General features: G+C 55.3%; 17 protein-coding genes. 4 read left to right on the forward strand and 13 right to left on the reverse strand.

Annotated features, from left to right (window positions below):
- Nucleotides 1-56 precede the first annotated feature (56 nt).
- The 3 genes from phoB to ACJJIC_RS03325 all read right to left on the reverse strand — a co-directional run bounded on the left by phoB (nucleotide 57) and on the right by ACJJIC_RS03325 (nucleotide 2388).
- Nucleotides 57-761: a phosphate regulon transcriptional regulator PhoB gene (gene phoB / locus ACJJIC_RS03315; protein ID WP_444910847.1), complete on the reverse strand. Its 705-nt coding sequence runs from the start codon at nucleotides 759-761 to the stop codon at nucleotides 57-59.
- Nucleotides 762-870: 109 nt separating this feature from the next.
- Nucleotides 871-1713, reverse strand: coding sequence for a 4-hydroxybenzoate octaprenyltransferase (ubiA, locus tag ACJJIC_RS03320; RefSeq protein ID WP_445357876.1), 843 nt, complete (start codon nucleotides 1711-1713; stop codon nucleotides 871-873).
- Nucleotides 1714-1776: 63 nt separating this feature from the next.
- Entirely contained in the window at nucleotides 1777-2388 is a 612-nt protein-coding gene (locus ACJJIC_RS03325) for a chorismate--pyruvate lyase family protein (protein WP_444910846.1), read from the reverse strand.
- A 115-nt stretch (nucleotides 2389-2503) separates the two neighbouring features.
- On the opposite strand from ACJJIC_RS03325, the gene ACJJIC_RS03330 reads away from it, so the two are divergent.
- On the forward strand, nucleotides 2504-3820 hold the full coding sequence (locus tag ACJJIC_RS03330) for a dicarboxylate/amino acid:cation symporter (protein WP_444883212.1): 1317 nt from the start codon (nucleotides 2504-2506) through the stop codon (nucleotides 3818-3820).
- A gap of 10 nt (nucleotides 3821-3830) precedes the next feature.
- Here the strand turns inward: ACJJIC_RS03330 and recG are convergent, their stop codons facing one another.
- Together recG and ACJJIC_RS03340 are read right to left on the reverse strand one after the other, a co-directional pair.
- On the reverse strand, nucleotides 3831-5933 hold the full coding sequence (gene recG / locus ACJJIC_RS03335; RefSeq protein ID WP_444910844.1) for an ATP-dependent DNA helicase RecG: 2103 nt from the start codon (nucleotides 5931-5933) through the stop codon (nucleotides 3831-3833).
- Nucleotides 5912-6835: a hydrogen peroxide-inducible genes activator gene (locus ACJJIC_RS03340; RefSeq protein ID WP_252083898.1), complete on the reverse strand. Its 924-nt coding sequence runs from the start codon at nucleotides 6833-6835 to the stop codon at nucleotides 5912-5914. The genes recG and ACJJIC_RS03340 overlap by 22 nt, the downstream gene beginning before the upstream one ends.
- 189 nt (nucleotides 6836-7024) lie before the next feature.
- Here ACJJIC_RS03340 and ACJJIC_RS03345 point away from each other — a divergent pair, with 189 nt between their 5' ends.
- A complete protein-coding gene (locus ACJJIC_RS03345) occupies nucleotides 7025-7285 on the forward strand; it encodes a GlsB/YeaQ/YmgE family stress response membrane protein (RefSeq protein WP_252083897.1) in 261 nt (86 codons plus the stop codon).
- Nucleotides 7286-7514: 229 nt separating this feature from the next.
- Nucleotides 7515-8399: an NAD-dependent epimerase/dehydratase family protein gene (locus ACJJIC_RS03350; RefSeq protein ID WP_444887588.1), complete on the forward strand. Its 885-nt coding sequence runs from the start codon at nucleotides 7515-7517 to the stop codon at nucleotides 8397-8399.
- Between the two features lie 81 nt (nucleotides 8400-8480).
- On the opposite strand, the gene ACJJIC_RS03355 is transcribed toward ACJJIC_RS03350, so the two are convergent.
- From ACJJIC_RS03355 to ACJJIC_RS03380, 6 genes are all read right to left on the reverse strand, one after another.
- Nucleotides 8481-8864 carry a Rid family detoxifying hydrolase gene (locus ACJJIC_RS03355; protein WP_444883209.1) on the reverse strand — a complete coding sequence of 128 codons (384 nt, stop codon included), beginning with the start codon at nucleotides 8862-8864 and terminating at the stop codon, nucleotides 8481-8483.
- A gap of 156 nt (nucleotides 8865-9020) precedes the next feature.
- On the reverse strand, nucleotides 9021-11138 hold the full coding sequence (spoT, locus tag ACJJIC_RS03360; RefSeq protein ID WP_445356456.1) for a bifunctional GTP diphosphokinase/guanosine-3',5'-bis pyrophosphate 3'-pyrophosphohydrolase: 2118 nt from the start codon (nucleotides 11136-11138) through the stop codon (nucleotides 9021-9023).
- Between the two features lie 54 nt (nucleotides 11139-11192).
- Complete coding sequence (gene rpoZ / locus ACJJIC_RS03365) at nucleotides 11193-11456, reverse strand: DNA-directed RNA polymerase subunit omega (RefSeq protein ID WP_252086044.1); 264 nt, start codon at nucleotides 11454-11456, stop codon at nucleotides 11193-11195.
- A gap of 100 nt (nucleotides 11457-11556) precedes the next feature.
- Nucleotides 11557-12177 (reverse strand): guanylate kinase, encoded by a 621-nt coding sequence (gene gmk / locus ACJJIC_RS03370; protein WP_444910842.1) that lies wholly within the window; start codon nucleotides 12175-12177, stop codon nucleotides 11557-11559.
- A gap of 244 nt (nucleotides 12178-12421) precedes the next feature.
- Complete coding sequence (locus ACJJIC_RS03375) at nucleotides 12422-13666, reverse strand: sterol desaturase family protein (protein ID WP_444910841.1); 1245 nt, start codon at nucleotides 13664-13666, stop codon at nucleotides 12422-12424.
- 138 nt (nucleotides 13667-13804) lie between these two features.
- Nucleotides 13805-14401 carry a TetR/AcrR family transcriptional regulator gene (locus tag ACJJIC_RS03380; RefSeq protein WP_444883206.1) on the reverse strand — a complete coding sequence of 199 codons (597 nt, stop codon included), beginning with the start codon at nucleotides 14399-14401 and terminating at the stop codon, nucleotides 13805-13807.
- Nucleotides 14402-14557: 156 nt separating this feature from the next.
- Here ACJJIC_RS03380 and ACJJIC_RS03385 point away from each other — a divergent pair, with 156 nt between their 5' ends.
- Nucleotides 14558-15100 (forward strand): carboxymuconolactone decarboxylase family protein, encoded by a 543-nt coding sequence (locus ACJJIC_RS03385; protein WP_444910840.1) that lies wholly within the window; start codon nucleotides 14558-14560, stop codon nucleotides 15098-15100.
- Between the two features lie 78 nt (nucleotides 15101-15178).
- Here ACJJIC_RS03385 and ACJJIC_RS03390 read toward each other — a convergent pair whose 3' ends face one another.
- Together ACJJIC_RS03390 and ACJJIC_RS03395 are read right to left on the reverse strand one after the other, a co-directional pair.
- A complete protein-coding gene (locus ACJJIC_RS03390; protein WP_445356457.1) occupies nucleotides 15179-16573 on the reverse strand; it encodes a S8 family peptidase in 1395 nt (464 codons plus the stop codon).
- A 357-nt stretch (nucleotides 16574-16930) separates the two neighbouring features.
- Nucleotides 16931-18676 carry a S8 family peptidase gene (locus ACJJIC_RS03395; RefSeq protein ID WP_444910838.1) on the reverse strand — a complete coding sequence of 582 codons (1746 nt, stop codon included), beginning with the start codon at nucleotides 18674-18676 and terminating at the stop codon, nucleotides 16931-16933.
- Nucleotides 18677-19298 lie beyond the last annotated feature (622 nt).

Genomic DNA, 19298 nt, shown 5'->3' on the forward strand with positions numbered 1-19298 from the left:
CTCTGTGGGAGTGACCAATGGTTACCGCGGGAGTCAGTGCCGATCTTTGCAGATTGTCACACTTTTTCGGCAGTTTGCACAGAAAATCGATAGCCGGTGCCGCGCACTGTCTGGATATAACGGTCGTGACCGTCAAGTGCCAGGGCTTTGCGCAGGCGGCGGATATGGACGTCGACGGTGCGCTCCTCCACATAGACATTGCCACCCCAGACGTGATCCAGCAGCTGGGTGCGTGTGTAGGCGCGTTCCTGGTGAGAGAGGAAGAAAGTCAGCAGGCGAAATTCAGTAGGCCCCATATCCACCGGCTGTCCCTTGATGGTGACTCTGTGGCTCAGAGGGTCCAGTACCAGATCGCCGGCGCTAAGGGGGTCTTCAGGGGTGGCCGGGCCGGCGCGGCGCAGTACCGCCTTGAGGCGCGCCACCAGCTCGCGGGGGGAGAAGGGCTTGGTGATATAGTCGTCGGCGCCTGTCTCTAACCCTTTGATTTTATTGTCTTCTTCGCCTTTGGCGGTGAGCATTATGATGGGCACCCCAGTGGTCAGCTCATCGCGCTTAAGTCGGCGGGCCAGCTCTACTCCGGACACATCGGGTAGCATCCAGTCGAGAAGAATAAGGTCTGGCTTTTCGTCGATGACTAAGGCGTGGGCCTCTTGGGCGTTTTCCGCCTCCAGGCAACGGTAGTCTGCCATTTCTAAAGCCACCCGCAGCATATCGCGTACAGGGGCTTCGTCGTCGACAATCAGGATCGTTTTACTGTGCATTTGGCTGCCATACCCGCTCTGTTGTCAGAAGTTCCCGGTTATGGCCGAGGATTAAACGGGATTTATATGACAAATATATGACGGTTATGCCTGAACTCCCAGACCTGGATCAATTGAAGAGGTAATGCAGGAATATTCCGGCAAAAAACACCAACCCTACCCAGTTGTTGTGGATAAATGCCTTAAAGCAGGCCTCTCTATCGCGGTTGCGGATCAGCCATTGCTGGTAGGCGAAGAGCGCCGCTATAGCCGTAACTGCCAAGTAGTAAATGGCGCCGAGGCCGAAGCGCTGGCCGATCAACATCAGTGCCATTAGAACCAAAAGCTGCAGGGTGGCAGTCATGGCTCTGTCCATTTCCCCGAACAGAATTGCTGTGGATTTAACTCCAATTTTTAGGTCGTCATCCCGATCTACCATGGCGTAAAAAGTGTCATAGCACAGGGTCCACAACAGGTTGGCGACATAGAGAAGCCAGGCCTGGGGGGGGACTTCGCCTGTCACTGCGGCGAAGGCCATGGGGATCCCCATACTGAATGCCGCACCCAATACGACTTGAGGCAGGTGAGTGTGCCGCTTGGCAAAGGGGTAGCAGAAGGCCAATGCCAGCGCTGGCAATGACAATAAAATCGTTAGCTGATTGGTGGTGAGCACCAGCAGAAAAGCCGCGAAACTGAGCCCGGTGAATAGGCCAAGAGCCGCCTTGGGAGTAACGTTGCCGGTGGCCAGGGGGCGCGTGGCGGTGCGCTTAACATGGCCGTCAATCTCGCGGTCGGCGAAGTCATTTACCGCGCAGCCGGCCGCACGCATCAGGATGACGCCCAAAGTGAACACTGCAAATAGGTGCAGCCCTGGCCAGCCCCCCGCCGCAAGCCATAGTGCGACCCAAGTGGGCCACAGAAGTAATAGGGAGCCAATGGGCCTATCCATACGCGCTAATTGCCAATAGGGCATTGCGGCGGGCCAGCGCGCGGCGATTTGTTGGCTAATCACGGTGGCTAATCTCCCTGTATTTGGTTATTGGTTTGCGGGGACTGCAGGTGGGCCATCGGGGCAAAACTGCGTTAGAAAGGCCTCTGCGACCAAAAGGGGCTTGCCCCGCAGCCAAAAAATTGAGCGGCGCCCCCAGGCACTGTCGCCGCCGTCGCAGAGTCCTTGAGCCTGCAAGTCGGGGTTGCGCCGCAATTGGTTGAATTCTATTTCGCCTCGGCGAATCCCTGGTTCGCTGAACAGCAGCTCCCCCAGAGGCCGGTCGTCGAGACTGCGTAAGTTGCGGGACTTACCCTGCAGGCTGCGCAGGGGCAGAACACTGCGCGCGTAAACCCAGGGTTGGCCACACCCCATTAGTAGTACCTCCCGCACCAGGGCGCGGCTGTGGCGATTTAAATTGAGCGCGCGGCATTCCTCCGCTCGGGGTAGTTGCCAGCTCTGACCAAGTACCCGCACACTGAAATCCCCTCCACTCAGTTGCTTCAGTGCAGCGGTGAGCGAACCGGTGTATGCCAGCCACGGCATCAGGCTTTCTGGTGGTTGGGACTGTGCCGATTCAAACGGCTGCCCCCGCCAATCGCCCGCAGGTACAAATGGAGACTGGTGCAACGATAACTCCGCAGTCGGTAAAAAGGGCATTGTACCCTGCCCACTGGCGGCTGGCGCCACCCCGTTGGATTTTTGCTCACCGGGGCGGCAATGGATATAGTGCTCCCTTTAATGAAAACAATGAATTTATAAAGAGAAGCTTGTTATGGGGCTTACGACCAAAATTCTGCTGGGGATGATCGCGGGTATTGGGCTGGGAATCCTGATCAATATCCTGAATATGAGCCAGTTGCTCGGTGAGGGTGTTACCAACGCAATCAACCTCTACCTGACCGGTGGCCTGTTCGACATTATCGGGCGAATTTTTATCGCCTCTCTGAAGCTGATGGTGGTGCCGTTGGTGTTGGTTTCTCTGATCAGTGGTGCCTGTGCCCTGTCTGAAGGAAGCCGGATCGGTCCGTTGGCGGGTAAAACTGTGCTGCTCTATATGCTGACAACGGCTATCGCTATTACCCTGGCCCTGTGCATGGCACTGATCTTCCAGCCTGGGGTAGGTGTGAGCGAGGCTGCTGCTGCGGCAACGTCTTCTTTCCAACCAAAAGAATCCCCCCCACTTTCTGAAGTGCTGGTAAATATTTTTCCCACCAACCCAGTCGCAGCCATGGCCGAGGGCAATATGCTGCAAATTATCGTGTTTGCCCTATTAATGGGCTATGCGATCTCCCGCTGCGGCGAGCCAGGGAAGCGCATTGCAGCTTTCTTCAACGATCTCAATAGCGTTGTACTGCGCATGGTGGGGGTGTTGATGGTGTTTGCTCCCTACGGAGTTTTTGCCCTGTTGGCGAAAACTTTTGCGGGTTTGGGCTTAGAAGGCTTACTGCAACTGGGTAAATACTTCCTGGTGGTACTGGCAGCCTTGATTATTCATGCACTGGGCGTCTATTCGATTCTACTGAAGCTGTTGAGTGGTCTAAAGCCCCTCGAGCTGCTGAAAAAGATGCGTCCGACGATGATTTTTGCTTTTAGTACAGCTTCCTCTGCAGCAACCATACCGGTAACCCTGGCGACAGTTGAGAAGCGCTTAGGTGTGGACAATAAGGTGGCTGCTTTCACCGTCCCCCTGGGTGCAACCATCAATATGGATGGCACCGCGATTATGCAGGGTGTGGCTACGGTCTTTATCGCTCAGTTCTTTGGTATTGAGATCGGCTTGACCGGATTTCTAACAGTAATTCTTACCGCTACTTTGGCCTCCATCGGTACCGCAGGAGTGCCCGGAGTGGGCCTGATTATGCTCGGTATGGTGCTGCAGCAGGTGGGACTGCCGCTGGAGGGGATTGCCATTGTGATCGGCGTAGACCGCCTGCTGGATATGGTGCGCACCGCAGTGAATATCACTGGAGATGCGGTAGTGAGCAGTGTGGTGGCGAAGAGTGAAGGCGCCTTAGATGAGGAGACTTACTATGACGCCAATTACAAGAGTGTCAGCATCAACGACAACAGTACAGTAGGCGCCCACTAGGGCGTTCTCCTCAAGCCTCGGCGAAACGGGGCTTGTTTTGTAACCAGCGCTTAATTAGCTGCTGTCGCATCCCTTCCGTCAAGTGTGGAGATATGGCTATTTTTTGCACTTGTGGCAGCAGTTCCGCATCCCGTTGCAGATCTGCGATACGGTGTTGGATCTCTCCAGTCTGGCGGGTGCCGAGAATTTCCCCTGGTCCGCGCAGACGCAGGTCTTCCTCAGCGATGGCGAAGCCGTCGCTATGCTGACGCAGCGCCTGTAGGCGCGCCCGTCCATTTTGTGACAGCGGTGTACCGTAGAGCAGCACACAGTGACTGGCTATAGAGCCGCGCCCAACCCGACCGCGCAGCTGGTGCAGCTGGGCGAGGCCCAGGCGCTCTGGGTTTTCGATAATCATCAGACTGGCGTTGGGCACATCTACCCCCACCTCGATCACCGTGGTTGCCACCAGCAGGTCTACCTCACCAGCTTTGAAGGCGCTCATCACCTGCTCTTTCTGCTCCGGCTTAAGGCGTCCGTGCACCAAGGCCACACGCGCACCGTCGAGCATCTCCACTAATTCCTCGGCGGTGGACTCTGCGGCCTGAGCCTGCAGGCTCTCGGATTCTTCAATCAGAGTGCAGACCCAATAGGCCTGGCGCCCCTCGGCGATGGCACTGTGCACTCTTTCCATCACCTGGTCGCGGCGGTCGTTAGAGATCGCCACGGTGTTGATAGGCTGGCGACCGGGAGGCAGCTCATCAATGATGGAGCAGTCCAGATCGGCAAAGGCGGACATAGCCAGGGTACGGGGGATTGGGGTGGCGGTCATAATCAACTGGTGCGGTTGCAACCTGCCGGTGGCACCGCTGGCGGCGCCCTTCTCACGCAGCTCCAAACGCTGGCGCACCCCGAAACGGTGTTGCTCGTCGATAATCACCAACACCAGGTTGTGGAACACCACCCCCTCCTGGAAGAGTGCGTGGGTGCCTACCACCAGCTGCGCCTCGCCACTGGCAATTTTGCCCAGCTGTTCGCGGCGCTCGGCGGCTTTTAAGCTGCCGGTAAGTTGCGCTACCTGTACGCCGAGAGGCTCAAGCCAGTTACAGAAATTGATTCTATGCTGCTCGGCGAGAATCTCTGTCGGCGCCATCACCACCACCTGAGCACCAGCGCCGATGCCTTTGAGGGCAGCCATGGCCGCTACCAGGGTTTTACCGGCGCCGACATCTCCCTGTAACAGGCGCATCATGGGGAGGTCCTGGGCGAGGTCTTCGGCGATCTCCTCACAGACTCTTTGCTGTGCACCGGTGAGCGAAAATGGCAGGCGCGAGAGGAAATCTCTCTCCAAAGATTTGTTGGCGGGCAGTGGTGGTGCCGCAACCCTTGCGCTGTTGCGCCGCAATTCCAGCAGGCTCAAATGGTGCGCGAGCAGCTCTTCCAGGGCCAGGCGCTGTTGTGCGGGGTGTGTGCCGGCGGCGAGTTTTTCCAACTGGGTGCCGGCAGGTGGCGAGTGCAAATAAACCAGGGCGTCACTCAATGGGTAACGCAATGGCTTTGGAAGTAAATCTGCAGGGAGCAGTTCGGTCACGGCTCCACTGCGCAGGAGCTCCACGGCTTGTTGCATCAGACCGCGCATACGCCCCTGGCTGACGCCCTCGGTCAGGGGGTAAACCGGTGTCAGGGTTTCCTCGGTAGTGGCGTTTTCGCTGCCGACAATTTCAGTTTCGGGATGGTAGAGTTCCAGGCCGGCAGCGCCACGCCGCGCCTCGCCGAAGCAACGCAGGCGTGCGCCGCGGGCAAAGCGGTTTTTCTGCGCAGCAGAAAAGTGGAAAAAACGCAGAGTGATACTGCCGCTCATATCCTGAAGCTTGACTACCAGACTGCGTCGGCGGCCGAAAACTACATCGGCGGCAGTTACCTCGCCCTCAATAACCGCATCCATCCCGGCAGTGAGCCCGGCCACCGGCACCACCCGGGTGCGGTCCTGATAGCGCAACGGCAAGTGGAACAGCAGGTCTTGCAGGGAGTGGATATGCAGTTTGGCCAGGACCTGGGCAAACTTGTCTCCTACCCCTTTGAGGTTGGTAACCGGCTGATCTGCAAGGTTGTTTATGGCTCGATCAGATGACACTGGCTGATGGCCTCACGCAATATATCGATAGCTCGGTGGCGTGGAAAGCTGGCACGCCAAGCCAATGCGACGGTGCGCCGGGGCCCCGGTGCCTTGAAGGGGCGTGTTTCCAGCAGCCCGCTGGCATATTGCGAAGCAGTGGCAGCGGAGAATGGCAATACGGTGATACCGAGACCCGAGGCCACCATGTGTCTCAGGGTTTCCAGCGAACTGCCATCGGCGGCTGTGCGAATGCCTCCACCACCGCTCTCCTTCTCCATAGTGACCTGCAAATGTGGGCAGGCCTCCAGCACTTGGTCGCGGAAGCAGTGGCCCTCCCCAAGCAACAGCACATTATCTTTGGTGAGCTGCTCGGGATCTATGAATTCCTGCTGGGCAAGGGGGTGCCCAGCCGGCATCAATACCACGAAAGGTTCGTCATAAAGTGGTTGGGTGACCACATCGGGCTCGGTGAATGGCAACGCGATAATGATCGCATCCAGCTCGCCCTTGCGCAGGCGTTGGCGCAGAGTGGCGGTGTAGCCCTCTTCTACGTAGAGAGGCATATCTGGGGCCAGGTGCTGTAGCTGCGGAATAAAGTGCGGAAACAAATAGGGGCCGATAGTAAAAATCGCCCCGACCGAGAGGGGGCTCGCCAGTTGGTCCTTACCGGCGCTGGCGATGTCTTTAATAGCGGCAGACTGTTCCAGTACTAGTTGGGCCTGGGCGACGATACGCTCCCCCAATGGCGTGGCCTGTACCCGGGTTTTGGAACGCTCGAAAAGGGCGACGCCCAGCTCTTTCTCCAGCTTTTTTACTGCGATAGACAGGGTCGGTTGGCTAACGAAGCAGCGCTCGGCGGCGCGGCCGAAATGCTGTTCCTGAGCGAGAGTGACGATGTAGCGCAGTTCATTGAGAGTCATGGTAAAGACAATTAAGCGATAGTATTTGATAGCTATTATTCATAAATAATAGCTGCTGACCACACCCTAGCGCTAAGCTGTCACCTCAGGCACAAAGTTGGGAAAAAATACCAATTGTGGACGCCGTTATGGAATTGAGGCGCAAAATTTTGCTATATCTTATGAGGGCCAACAGAATGGAGAAACGCCATGGGAGTTTTATCCTGGATTATTCTCGGACTGATTGCCGGCGCCTTAGCCAAATGGATCATGCCAGGTAAAGACCCAGGTGGTTGGATAGTCACAATGGTGATTGGCATTATCGGTGCCTTCATCGGTGGTTGGCTTGGTGCCCTGATTGGATTCGGTGGCCCCGTGACCGGTTTCGGATTTGGCGACATAATAACAGCCACCATTGGTGCGATTATCTTTCTCGCTGTCTACCGCCTACTCAAAGGGCGCGGTAATTAGTTCAATACCAGAGCGGCAGATGGAATGGTGAGGCGTGAAAGTGCCTCGCATCGTTATTCATGGATGGCAAAACCGCAATCGTTTGCGGATTTTTTTTGGCGCACCGTTTAATAGTTAATGAATAAGACTAGGGACTTCTCATCTGAGGAGTTCTGCGGGACGCAACAGCACAATATCAAGGGAATATGGCAGTCGACGCTGTCCCAGGCGCAAGATTGTCGGGAACTATATGACACAAAAAGAGAAGCTTTGGATCCTTGGGTGTGGTGATCTGGGGGCGCGCCTCGCTCTAAATATAGATCGCAAGCAGTACAGTGTTTACGGCATGCGACGCAACCCTCTGGTGGCTCTGGCGAGTAAGCGCAGAGCGGATGCGGTTAATTGGCGTCGGGGGGATGCCACCAAGGTGGGGGATATCGAGCGCCTGCTGACGGATGGTGCCGATATCGTCCTCGCCACATTTACTCCGGATGAACATACCCCCGGCGGTTATCAGCGCGCTTACGTGGAAACCGCTCGGGCGTTGGGTGAGGCCATTTCGCGCCTGCCAAAACCGCCGCGCTTAGTGATATGGGCATCTTCAACCCGCGTTTATGGCCAGAGCGGTGATGATTTTCTCGATGAGCAGACGCCTCCTGCACCTAGTGGTTTTCAGGGAGAGGCGCTGCTCGCGGCGGAGGAGATCATACGCTCGGCTATTCCCGGGGTCTGTATTGTACGATTTGCCGGAATTTACGGTCCGGGGCGTGACCGCTTGCTCTCCCAGGTACGCGCCGGTCGTTGTGCTCCGCCCCAGCCCCCCCAGTTCAGTAACCGTATTCATGTGGACGATTGCATTGGCTTTTTGTTGCACCTGGTTGAAAGGCACAAGCAGGGTTGGATACCAGAGCCACTGTATATCGGCGCCGATAGTAAGCCGGTCCCCATGTATGAACTACAGCAGTGGCTGGTGAAGGCTATGGGCTATACCAGCGCTCATTTGCGTGAGATTGTGCAGACCAGCGAACGCCGCTCGAAAAAACTCAGTAATCAGCGCTTGCTCGCTAGTGGTTACCAGCTCAAGTATCCCGATTACAAAGTGGGCTACAGTGCGCTATTGGAAGCGGAAGGCTGACAGCGGCAAATCTACGAGAGAGAAATCTAGAAATGCAGTGCCGGGCGGAAGTCCGGCACTGCAGGCTGGTGCTCTGCTGGGTTAAGGCACCATCACCCCCTCGGCTTCAAACTGGGCACCAAGCGGCAGCTCCTTAACGACCACCGTGGCACGCGCTGGGTAGGGCTCCTGAAAAAACTCCGCCATCACCTCATTCACTGCGGCAAAGTTGTTGCTGTCGGTGATGTAGAGATTGAGCTTCACAATATGCTGGAGCGATCCATCCGAGGCCTCACAAACGGCTGCAAGGTTGCGGAAAACCTGGTGGGCCTCATCGACAAAACCACCGGAAACCATCTGCTGAGTCTCGGGATCCAGTCCTATTTGCCCGGACAGGTATACCGTATCGTTGACCTTTACCGCCTGGGAGTAAGTACCGGCTGCTGCCGGAGCCTTGTCTGTTTTGATAATTGCGCGGTTGGGCATTGGGCACTCCATTACTTATTGCTATTTGTTGCGGAAAGCCAGTAAATATAGCGCGCTTTTGTAGTGAATGGCAGCGAAGCCATAGGCCAAAAAGCGGAGTAAAAGCTCGCTCTCAGTGAGTCGATAATTAGCTCCCCAGTACGCTATCCAAGTATCTTACGGGCGCGAGATACGGATCACCGACGGCAGGTTGCGCAGCCTTTTCATGACTCTCGCCAGATGAATACGGCCACTGACCTCTAATGTGAGGGAAATTACGCTGTTATGGGCGTCTTTTTCATCCACATTAATCTGCTCGATACTGGCCCCCTCTTCGGTAATACGGGTGGCCAGGCGCGCGATAATGCCGCGCTCGGACTCCACTTCCACCCGAACATCCCCGAGGAACTCTCCGCGTACGTCTGGGGACCAGTTTACCAGCATCAGGTTTTCCGGGTGTTCGCGGAATTCGTTGGTATTGCGGCAGGTATCCCGATGTACCACTACGCCTTTGCCGGAGCTGATATGGCCGATGATGGTATCCCCCGGAATGGGGCGGCAGCACCGGGCGAAACTGATCATCATGCCCTCCTGGGCATCAATGGTCAGTGGCGAGGAGATATTGCTCGCTTCCGCCTCTTCACTGTGTGTGGGAGCTAACAGCTTGGCCGCCGAGAAGGCGACTTTGTTGCCGAGGCCTATCTCCTCCAGCAATTTCTCCAGAGTGGCACACTTGGCTTCCTGCAGACCTTTTTCCAGTTGCTCCGGTGTCAGTTCTTCCAGGCGGGTATTAAATTTACCCAGGGCCTTTTCGAGCAGGCGCCGCCCCAGAGTAATGGAGTCGTGGTGGCGCTGGTGTTTGAGGAAGTGTCGAATGGCGCTGCGGGCTTTGGCGGTTACAACAAAGTTGAGCCAGTTTGGATTTGGCTGAGCATTCTTTCGGGTGAGAATTTCCACCTTTTGCCCGCTGGCAAGCGGCTGCGACAAGGGCGCCAAGCGCTGGTTGATCCGCACGGCCACACAGGAGTTGCCGATATCAGTATGCACTGAGTAGGCGAAATCCACGGCGGTGGCACCGGCGGGCAGGTCGACAATCTGTCCTTTGGGGGTGAATACATAGACCTCGTCGGGGAAGAGGTCGATTTTAACATTCTCAATAAACTCCAGGGAGTCGCCGGCACGCTGCTGCATCTCCAGCAGGCCCTGCACCCAGCGGCGTGCACGTACCTGGCTAGTACCACCAGTGTTAATTACCTCATCGCCGGAAGCCTTGTACAGCCAATGGGCGGCGATGCCGCTATTGGCCATTTCATCCATTTCTTTGGTGCGGATCTGCACCTCGATAGGCACCCCGTGCATTCCCAGCAGCACTGTGTGTAGTGACTGGTACCCATTGGATTTGGGGATGGCAACATAATCCTTGAATTCGGAGATGACGGGTTTATAGAGGCTGTGCATTACGCCCAACACCCGGTAGCAGGTGTCCACGCTGTCCACGATGATGCGGAAAGCGTAGACATCCATGATCTCTTTAAAGGATTTTTTCTTGGCGCGCATCTTTTGGTAGATGCTAAATAGGTGTTTCTCGCGACCAATCACCAGGGAACTGATTCCTTCACGCTGCAGGCGCAGCTCAATGGCGTTCTGGATCTGCTCCAGCAGTTCCTTGCGATTGCCGCGCGCGGCTACCAGAGCGGCACGCAGTCGGCTGGCGCGCAGTGGGTGGATCGCAAAGAAGGATCGGTCCTCAAACTCGATACGCACATCGTTCATACCCAGGCGGTGGGCAATGGGTGCGTAGATTTCCAGGGTTTCGCGAGCGATGCGCTGGCGTTTTTGTGGCTTGAGTGCGCCGAGGGTGCGCATGTTGTGCAAGCGGTCGGCCAGCTTGACCAAAATCACGCGGATATCGCGCGCCATGGCCAGAGCCATTTTCTGGAAGTTTTCCGCCTGTTTTTCCGCGGCGCTGTCTGTCTCAAACTGGGTCAGTTTGGATACACCGTCGACAATATCGGCAACTTCGCCACCAAACTGCTCTTCCAGTGCGGCTTTGGGGATTCCGGTGTCTTCGATCACATCGTGGAGCATGGCAGCAGCCAGGCTCTCGTGATCCATATGCATGCCAGCGAGAATAGTGGCCACCGCCAGAGGGTGGGTCACATAGGGTTCACCGGAACGTCGCTGCTGACCGTCGTGGGCTTGTTCCGCGTAGAAATAGGCGCGACGGACTATTTGGATTTGCTCGGGAGGCAGGTATGAGGAGAGGCGGTGGGCCAGACTATCGATGGTGTGCAATGCCGCGCGCGCCTCTCGTAAAACTCATAAACTCTAGGTCAGAACAGATCGAAATCAGATTTCCTGGTCGGACAGATAGGCCGGGGCCGCCATGGGTGCCGGGGCCTCTTCACGATCTGGCTGGTCGAGAATGCTCGCATCAACCAGGCCCTCTTCGATTTCACGCAGGGCGATAACCGTGGGTTTGTCGTTCTCTTCTGGAACCATCGGATCCTGTCCGCCGGTGGCAATCTGGCGGGCGCGCTTACTACCCACGATAACGAGTTCGAAGCGGTTGTCGACGTGCTCCAGGCAATCTTCAACGGTGATACGTGCCATAAACTTTCGGTTCCATTCACTGTGCCCGGGTGGGCGAATTCTGTTCGGGGGACCGGTTATTTTACCGGACCGGGGAGTGTACGCAATTCGATCAACCGGCTCAATGGCGCAACAGTGCCTGCAACAGTTCACCGTGGCGTTTCTGTTGCTTTTCCAGGCGTTGGCGCTGGGCGGTGAAGATGGAGCCAAGCTCTATTAGGGCCTGCTCGAAATCGTCGTTAATCACCAGATAGTCGGCTTCCACGTAGTGGGTCATTTCATCAATGGCCTGATCCATACGACGCTCGATCACACTTTCGTCGTCCTGGCCTCGACCTGTGAGGCGTTCGCGCAGGGCCTCCTGAGAGGGCGGCAAAATAAAAATACCGACGGTCTTTGGGTGCAGACGGCGCACTTGAGCGGCACCCTGCCAGTCAATTTCCAGGACTACATCGCGGCCACCAGCGAGAATTTCCTCGATACTGCCTTTGGAAGTACCGTAGTAATTATCACCGTATACCTGAGCGTGCTCGAAGAAGGCATCTTGCTCAAGCATTGCCAGAAACTCCTCGCGCGACACGAAGTGGTAATCGACACCGTTGACCTCGCCCGGACGCATGGAACGGGTGGTATGGGAGATAGAAACGGTGACCTGACTGTCGCTATCCACCAGTGCTTTGACGAGACTGGTTTTCCCTGCGCCGGAGGGGGCGGATACGGTATAGAGGGTTCCTGTTTGCACAACTGATCCTGTTCGGGGGCAAAGCGCGCATTATAACCGAAGCCGTTACCTGAGCGGTGACTGGCAATTGCGCAATTCCAGGAGAAAGGAGGAGGAAAAGGCTAAACCCCGGCCGGAATTGGGGGGTAAGTGTTGGGAGTTTCAGGAGGCGCTATAAACTGCCTTCTGAGCCCGGCCGGGATCGCCCAGCGGGAGATCACTCGATCACCACCAACATCCTGTAATCGAGGTTCACTCCTTGTTGCTAATCGCAAACGACAGCGACTGTATCCTCTTTGCAAGTGATTGCCAACCACCCCCAGGCCAGAGCGCTGATCGCAATATAAGCGCTAAAAATTGGGACAAATTGTGTGTTTAACAGCGGCAGCACCCCGCAGTAGAGGGCCAGGCGTAAGGGTTCCAGATATTTGGTCAGTGGATGGTTATCGAGAATTCGCCCATTGACTACCAGGCCAAAAACCAACAGTGCTACTGCCCCCAGCAGTAAGGGAATCTCCAGGCTCTGGTAGTACCACAGGAGTGCCAGGGTGGCAGCGGAATAGCACAGGTGCTGGCCCAGCGCGTAGTTGCGCCGGGCCCGATGAATCTGTGGGTTGTAACGCTGGAAAGATTTCAGGTTGGTGGAGGGGACTGGCATTGCCGCTTCGGCATCTGCGGGACGATAGCCGGTGGGGCGGAACCAAAGGGTAAATTTGTCCCACCAGTTTTTTGTATACCAGGCGTCTTGCGCCATGCGTTTCAGATGTTGCAGGTTTGCCGCCAGAGGATCGAAGGTATTAAGGGGTTTGCGCACACCGTAAATACAGGGCTCCCCCTCCAGCTCCTCTTGATAGGTACCAAATAGGCGGTCCCATAAGATCAGGATTCCGCCGTAGTTTTTATCTACGTACACCTTGTTCTGCGCATGGTGTACTCGGTGGTTAGAGGGGGTAATCAGCAGCCATTCCATCCAGCGGATTTTGGGAATTTTTTGCGTGTGTACCCAGAATTGGTAAATCAGATCTATGGCTCCGGCCACGATCACCATTTCCGCTGGCAAGCCAATCAGCAGCAGGGGTAAATAGAATACCCAATCCAACTGCAACCCACCGCTAGACTGGCGCAAGGCAGTGGTGAGGTTGTAATCCTCGCTTTGGTGATGCACCAAGTGTTCCGCCCAGAACACGTTGACCTCATGGCAGATGCGGTGCTTCCAGTAGTAACAAAAATCGTAGGCGAGTACAGCTAGTGCCAGGTGCCAGCCATTACTCATGGACCAGTCGAAGCCGACTGCTTGGTAGTAAGGCTGCAGCAGCTGGTATAGCGGGATATAAATGACTAGAAATAGGCTTTTATAAGTAAGCCCAAGTATGCGGCTTAGGATACCCGTACTCAAATTTCCCAGGGCATCGTTGAGGCGGTAAAGCCCCCAACCTTTCCAGCGGTCCAGTGCGAGTTCTGTGAGTACGGCGATCAGGAAAAAAGGGATGGCGAAGGTAATCAGATCCACGGTGACCTCTTATTGTTATTACTCGATACCGTTTCTCCTGAATGTGCCATAGGGGCTGCGCTGGTCAAATAACCGCAGGGGCTGGATTCCGAAATCCGTCAGCGTTTGTATAAGAGGCCGCTTATAATCGCCTTTTTCTCAACTTGTGGTCTGCACGCAGGCTGGGTCAAACAACTGTTCGATCATTTGCTCAACCGCAGCGCGGTCCGAGGTGGCGCGGAGATAAGTTCGCAGCCCAATCATTTGAACCTGCAACTGGCGAGCGAGCAGCGCCGAGTCTGTCTGTTTTGAAAGCTCTCCAGCATTCACCGCACTCTCCAGATACTGACGGAACTTTGCCCCATGTGCAGCCAGTAAAGCGCGGGCCTCGGCCAATAGTGCTTCTTCTCCTTCATCCAGCTCTGAGATGGCTTTAGCTAAAAGGCAGAGCTCGTTTGGGGCATCAACATCGTCACCTAGCAATATGTAATGGAAATAGGCACGCAAGCCTCCAAGGTTGCTGCCTTCGTCATTTATGCATTGAAGGAGTAATTGGTCACGATTTTGCGCGTAATAGCTTAGAACCTCTTTGAAAAGTCCAGATTTACTACCAAAAGCGGCATAAATACTACCAGGACGAAGATTGGTGGCCTGTTGTAGGTCACGAGTCGATGTGGCGTGAAACCCTTTTTGCCAGAAAAGCCAGGTTGCCCGCTGCAATACTTCCTGGCGGTCAAATTTCGCGGTATTCGCCATGTTGCCTCCACTTGAGCAATTGCTCAAATTTTACCCTTTCAAGAGATATCCGCCAATTACTCTTTATTGTTGATCGGTCGCTCAATATTGGTTAGTCTCACAATGCTTGATCGATCGCTCAAGTATTTAACCCAAACATTAAAGGTGAGTTCAGCGATGAAAGAGTTCCAGATTTACGATCTTGAAAGTGCACCGCAAGACAGCACACCCCTCCTCCAGAAATCTATCAAGGCCTTTGGCTCTATCCCCAACTTGCACGGGGTTATGGCAGAGTCGCCCCAAGCCCTGGCGGCTTACCAGGATTTACATCAGTACTTCCTGGACACCTCATTCAATGCCGAAGAAATGACCGTGATCTGGCAGAGCATCAATGTGGAGCATAACTGTCACTACTGTGTACCGGCACACAGCGCTATTGCCAAGGCGATGAAAGTAGCGGACGAAGTGAATGAGGCCCTTCGCAATAAGACGCCCCTACCTAGTGAAAAACTTGAAGTACTGCGGGATACCACCCTGGCGATTGTGCGTGAGCGCGGTGTGATTTCAGATGAGGTATCAGAGCGGTTTTACGCAGTGGGCTATAACCGCCAAAACCTGTTGGAGATTATTGTTGGGGTTGCGCAGAAAGTGATGAGCAATTACATCAATCATCTTGCAGATACGCCGGTTGACCGCCAATTTGCCGCGTTTGTTCGTTAGATTGCGTGGGCCGGCATGGGAAAGCTATAAGGCCGGCACTTGCCGGCCTTTCTATAAGATCCACAAGCGGTGGGGATATCAGTTACTGGCCGCTGCCACTGCCGCAGCAGCGTCGACAATGCCAGAGCCACAGCGCGAGCAAGAGGACGGGAAACTGCGCGCGGTGCTGGTGAGAATAGACTCTACCTGATCGGGTGTCACATTGGGGTTCACCGAATAGATCAGAGCTGCGGCACCGGCTACATGGGGGGTGGCCATGCTGGTACCGGGATAGTAAGCATAGGAATCCGTACCGGCTACAGTGTTGCCGCTGTTGAGAGTGGATAGCACACCATCACTGCTTATTACATTGGTCTCACCACCCGGTGCGGCTACGTCGACCACATTACCGTAATTAGAGTAGTAGGCGCGACCACCGGAGCGATCTGTGGCGGCAACAGTAATAACCCCCGAGCAGCTTGCCGGCGTGTAACGGCGAGCGTTGCGAGCGGAGTTGCCGGCGGCAACCACGACGGTGGCACCGAGGCTGCGTGCAGTATTGATGGCATTCTGCGTTGTGGTAGCGCAGCTGCCGCTCCCACCCAGGCTCAAGTTCAGTACCTGGGCGGGGTTGGCGTTGGTTGGGACACCGCTGACAGAACCGCCGGCGCTCCAGATGATGCCGTCGGCAATATCTGAAGTGTAACCGCCACAGCGGCCGAGTACTCGCACGGGTACGATCTTCGCTTTGGAGGCCACACCGGCTACGCCCATATTATTGTTGGTCACTGCCGCTATGGTGCCGGCGACATGGGTACCGTGCCAGCTGCTGTCCGCTTCCGGATATCGGGGGTCACCACAGTAGGTATTGGTATACCAGTCGCCGGGGTCGGTGGCATCGCTGTCGCGGCCGTCGCCATCCACAGAGACATCGGTATCGGAAATCATGTCGTAACCGGGCAGCAGGTTAGCAGCCAGATCTGCGTGGGGCAGGAAGCCGGTATCGATAACTGCAACGACCACACCCTCGCCCTGAGTGGTATCCCAGGCTGCCGGCAGATTAAGGCCACCGGTAGACTCAAAATAGTGCCACTGATCGTAATAGCTGGGGTCATTGGGTACGGCCATGGCCTTCATCATCAAGTCGGGCTCTGCATACTCGACATCGGGGTCCTGTTTAAGGCGGCTGATAATAGCCTCGAGCTCTGCTTTGTTTTTGCGTCCCTCCAGGCGCATCACCTGAGCACCTGTGGCCATACGGCGCAGGTGACGCATTTTATGGCCGGCGCGGCGGGAGGCTTTATCTACGGTTTCTGGAGCCAGTCTGGCCGCCTGCCCTATTTTAGCGCCCTGCTTGTATTTGACGATAATGCGGTCGGTGATTTGAGCGTTGCTGGTATCTTCGGCCTGGGCGGCGAAGGGGCTTGCACACAGCAGTGAAAATACGCCGGCCAGTGCGGACTTATGCAATAGATTTTTCAGTGGTGTTTTCATTATTGTTATCTCTCCGTGATGGATGGTTATCACCCTGGTCAATATTTAGCTGACAAGAGGGGAAATCCGGGTGCTTGGCTTTCGGTAGAACTGCAAAAAAGCGTGGCACCGTTAGAACACAGGCAAAATATGTGCCCGAAAAAAGTGCATTAAGGAATTTTGTCGATACAGCTGGCAAAGTTCGGGGTTGGTGCAGGGGTGCAGAGGCATGGCCTCTTACTTAGCCGCGTAACGCACAGCTCGTTATTTCCCTTTCCCGCGCCCCAATTGGGTGAGGTACTTTGGTTCTTTATTGCTAATCCGCACCAAAATACCTCTTCCGTGGCCGGAGCTTATGGCGCCGGCCTATGTCGTCAATTAGGGAGTGGTTTCAGCCTTAAGGGTGACGCCGCTGTAGGAGTCGTAACCGTAAACACTGACATACCAGGTACCCGAGTCAGGGTTGCTAATAGTACAGCTCTCTTCATTGCCCCAGAGGTAGGGGCGGCAATCGTACCGGCGCAGAGTGGGGTAGTTGGCATGGCGGACATAGAGGTCGACTTCGCCACTGCCGCCAGACATCTCTATATTCAAGCTTGTGGTACCCGCAGCGACTTCGATGGTGAAGTCGTTCCAACTGCCGGAGCTGCCGGAAAGGTTGGATTCGGTCCAGCTGACACCGCCGCCATTTCCGTTATCGCCACCGTTGTCTCCATCGCTACCGCCGCTCGCCATGGCCACAGCTGCTGTAGCATCGACAATACCGGCACCACAGCCGCTGCATGAAGATGGGAAACTGCGTGCGGTGGTGGTGAGTATCGATTCGATGTCGTCCGGGCCCAGGTCAGGGTTTACCGAATACAGTAGTGCGGCAGCACCGGCAACATGTGGGGCAGCCATACTGGTGCCTTGCATATAGACATAGCTATCGCTGCCCGCGACGGTACTGCCACTATTGTGGGTGGAGAGAATGCCGTTCGGGTCGTTAGCAAAACTCTGCGCTCCCCCCGGTGCCGCAACATCCACTACGTTGCCGTAGTTGGAGAAGTAAGAGCGGCCGCCATCGCGGTTCGTTGAGGCAGTAGTTATTACGCCATCGCAGCTGGCGGGAGTGTATTGGCTGGCGTTATCGGATTCATTACCGGCAGCGACTACGATAGTGGCGCCGAGGCTGCGTGCGGTGTTGATAGCATTCTGAGTTGTCGTGGCACAGCTGCCACCACCACCAAGACTCAGGTTGAGTACTTGTGCGGGGTTGGGGTTGGATGGCAGGCCGCTGACAGAGCCGCCGGCGCCCCAGATGATGCCATCGGCGATATCTGAGGTATAGCCACCACAGCGGCCGAGCACGCGTATCGGTACAATCTTGGCTTTGTAGGCGACACCGGCGATACCCATATTGTTATTGGTGACGCCCGCGATGGTGCCGGCGACATGGGTGCCGTGCCAGCTACTGTCGCTTTCCGAGGGGATGCGAGGATCATCGCCACAGGCTTTGTCCGTATACCAGTCGCCTGGGTCTGTGGCATCGCTATCACGGCCATCGCCGTCTACAGACACGAAAGTGTCAGAAATCATGTCGTAGCCCGGCAGAATATTGCCCACCAGATCAGGGTGTGGGCGGTAACCGGTGTCGAGCACCGCGACAACCGCTCCCTCACCCTGAGTGACATCCCAGGCCGATGGCAGGTTCAGACCGCCGGTGGACTCAAAGTAGTGCCACTGGTTGAGATAGCTAGAGTCATTGGGCACAGCCATTGCGCGCATCATCAGATCCGGCTCAGCGTACTCCACATCCGGATCCTGTTTCAGACGGTTGATAATCGCGTTCATTTCCGTTCTGTTTTTGCGACCTTCCAGGCGCATTACCTGAGCACCAGTGGCCATACGGCGCAGGTGACGCATTTTGTGGCCGGCGCGACGGGAGGCCTTTTCCACCGTTTCCCTGGCCATGCTGGCAGCCCGGCCAACCTTGGCACTTTCCTTGTATTTAACGATGATGCGGTCCGTCAGCAGAGCGTTGTCCGCTTGTTGTGCCTGGGCAGTGAAGGGTGCAGTGCATAGCAGTGTAAAAACGCTCGCTAGAGCCGTCTTCTGCCGAAGGTTCTTGAGTGGTGAAGTCATTATTATTTGCTCTTCGAAATTATTGTTATCCGACAGCCAGCCAATCAGCTGGTCTATCGGTCACTCCTGAAAAGATCTTTCACTGACAGAAATATATCTGCCAATAGAAAGTCCCGAATAGCCGCCAGAATAGGCATTTGGCGGTTAAAAAGACCAAAATTAGTACCAAAGTTTCACATTGGCACAGATATATAACGACTTTGAGATTATTGTCCTCAGCTGAGGAACCTGAAATTGTGTGGCTTATGACGACAAATTTATAATTTTTTAGAAAAAAGTCAGGTAATGAGAACTTGGTCAGTGAGAAGGTGTGTCTTAGTTCACGAGCTCAGTTGGCGAGGGGTGGTTATCGGTTTTGCAGAAAAAAACAGTAAATCACTGTTTGGCAGCAAATGATTTTATGCCTTTCTGGTGCGAGGTAATTTTAAGTATTTTTGTCACAGCGCATGCATTAATCCCCAGTGGTAGCTTCTTTCAGAGTTCGCGCTGAATACTGACTGGTAACTTTTCTGACATCACAATTACTTCAAAACAGCATTCAGCCGTCTGTACGAACTATGGCCGGAAACTTGTTTTTATTTTTTTGAGTGCACACAGAGAGCGGTCATCCGGCTCCCTGTGT

Source organism: Microbulbifer mixtoriginis (SeqCode) (assembly GCF_052468275.1).